Annotated in this window: 4 protein-coding genes and 1 pseudogene; all 5 read right to left on the reverse strand. The window is 35.0% G+C overall.

The window, feature by feature from the left end:
- Nucleotides 1-236 (reverse strand): annotated as a pseudogene (locus ACGH6Q_RS12255) (deoxyribonuclease I); the annotation flags it as partial.
- A gap of 182 nt (nt 237-418) precedes the next feature.
- Entirely contained in the window at nt 419-919 is a 501-nt protein-coding gene (locus ACGH6Q_RS12260) for a hypothetical protein (RefSeq protein WP_411592983.1), read from the reverse strand.
- Nucleotides 920-928: 9 nt separating this feature from the next.
- Entirely contained in the window at nt 929-1,273 is a 345-nt protein-coding gene (locus tag ACGH6Q_RS12265) for a DUF1064 domain-containing protein (RefSeq protein WP_411592984.1), read from the reverse strand.
- Complete coding sequence (locus ACGH6Q_RS12270) at nt 1,270-1,557, reverse strand: DUF1364 domain-containing protein (RefSeq protein ID WP_411592985.1); 288 nt, start codon at nt 1,555-1,557, stop codon at nt 1,270-1,272. The genes ACGH6Q_RS12265 and ACGH6Q_RS12270 overlap by 4 nt, the downstream gene beginning before the upstream one ends.
- Nucleotides 1,541-1,687 (reverse strand): hypothetical protein, encoded by a 147-nt coding sequence (locus tag ACGH6Q_RS12275; RefSeq protein ID WP_411592986.1) that lies wholly within the window; start codon nt 1,685-1,687, stop codon nt 1,541-1,543. Before ACGH6Q_RS12275 ends, ACGH6Q_RS12270 begins: the two co-directional genes overlap by 17 nt.
- Between the last annotated feature and the right edge of the window lie 54 nt (nt 1,688-1,741).

Consider the following 1,741-nt stretch of genomic DNA (forward strand, 5'->3'; position numbering starts at 1 on the left):
TGCTCCCACTCAATGCGAGACGCTCTATTTAAATTCTTTCTTGGCTTATAACCGCATTTACCAAAATCTACAACACCCTTTTTACCTGTCCATGAAATATCACATCCGCAATAAAATTCGGTTTGCGCAGGATTTGATTTGTATAGCTTAGTAAGCTGATTTTTAGCTGAATTGAAATTTTGTGCTGAATTAGCAAGAACCGGAACAAACAAAAGAGAAATGATAAACTTTTTCATAAAAATCCGTTTTTAGAAGAACGTCCAGAAACAATAATATTTCAAATTAAAAAACTAGACTTAAATTCTATGCGTTAGAAACCGCATGTTGAGCTAATTACATATGCGTATTTTTCATGCTATACATATAAAAAACCCATCATGAATAATTTAGTACGGTTTCTGTCCCACGTCAACACATATTAATAAAAAATGTCATTTCTTTTTGATAATTTAGCAACAATAAAACTTTCAAAAGACTTTAGTCTTCTATCAACTGAATTTTTAGACATACCTCTCATTTTTGCTATTTCTCTTAATGTTAATCTCTCACTCCTATCTGAGCCATCAATAACAACATCAATGCCGCGGTAATACAAATCTGCTAATTCCCATTGTTCTCTTAATGCTAAATCTTTAGAATTTTTAGCATTTCTCATGCATTCATCAATAAATTCTAGCTCGTTTTCTATATAAACAAGGTTATGTTTAGGGTATAATTCTGAAAACATAGCGCTAACATTTTTATAGCCACATCTGCTAGAATATGCATTGCATGCACCCCACATTTTTAACAAATCAATAGCTTTGGCTAGTAAATTGTTCTCATTAGCTTTCTCAATAAATAAATTTTTACTATTGAGATAATTTTCAAATTGCTTAACATCTGGCTCATCATCAACGTATATATATTCTGCTAGCATTTGTTATCCTTAAAATTCTTCAATTTCCCAACCGCCACCTAGTTTTTTCGCTTTCTTTTTTATCGCTAAAAACTTAAACGGATACATATCAGCGGCTACCTTTATTTTTACCCTTGCGTCATCCATCCAAAACCCTTTAACTTCGTGTAATTCAATTAATCCATCTTTATTCATCACTACGAAATCGGGAGTGTATGTTGTGTTATTTGCTAATTTGAATTTTAAGCCCTCGAATTTAAACCAAATTATTTCGTTAGCTTGTACAAGTGTTTTTAGATACTGATAATACTCGGTTTCAGTTTTATTCATCTGCCCAGATTTCAATCTACCGAGTGCAAACGTTGCTGGTCTCATAATTTAACTTTCCCCTCTTTAACCAAGATGTCTTGTGTTCTAATAACGCCCTCAGCGTGAGCTAATCTAACGAATTTATGCTCGTGATTTCTTGTTCTGCGGTCGATTTCATCATGACAAGCTGAGCACGCCCATGCGCCCTGCAAATCATTCGGTTTCATACCTACGCCACACGTTCCTGCCAGTCTGTAATGAGCTAGAACTGTAGTTTCTGGATTATGATTGCAGCACGGTAATCGAACCGTGCACTCTCGCCCTCTTGCTTCTTTAGTTAGCCTGCTCATCGTTAACCCTGCTTAAATTATGCTGATTAATGTATTCTCTGCGTTGTTCTCTAACTATTGCGATTGCTCGCTCTAATTCTTGCTCTTTATCATCGTATAGTTTCAGTTGTTCTTTGTGTTCATTGTTCATCATGCCACCTTTGATAATTGGTCTTTGTACTGTTCAGCCAGTCGAATCGCTTCC

Source organism: Gilliamella sp. BG2, assembly GCF_046635645.1.
Classification (GTDB): domain Bacteria; phylum Pseudomonadota; class Gammaproteobacteria; order Enterobacterales; family Orbaceae; genus Gilliamella; species Gilliamella bombi.

Excerpts from the sequence above, each read along its gene's own strand:
- ACGH6Q_RS12260 (WP_411592983.1), bottom strand. The coding sequence starts at position 919 with ATGCTAGCAGAATATATATACGTTGATGATGAGCCAGATGTTAAGCAA.
- ACGH6Q_RS12265 (WP_411592984.1), bottom strand. The coding sequence starts at position 1,273 with ATGAGACCAGCAACGTTTGCACTCGGTAGATTGAAATCTGGGCAGATG.
- ACGH6Q_RS12270 (WP_411592985.1), bottom strand. The coding sequence starts at position 1,557 with ATGAGCAGGCTAACTAAAGAAGCAAGAGGGCGAGAGTGCACGGTTCGA.
- ACGH6Q_RS12275 (WP_411592986.1), bottom strand. The coding sequence starts at position 1,687 with ATGAACAATGAACACAAAGAACAACTGAAACTATACGATGATAAAGAG.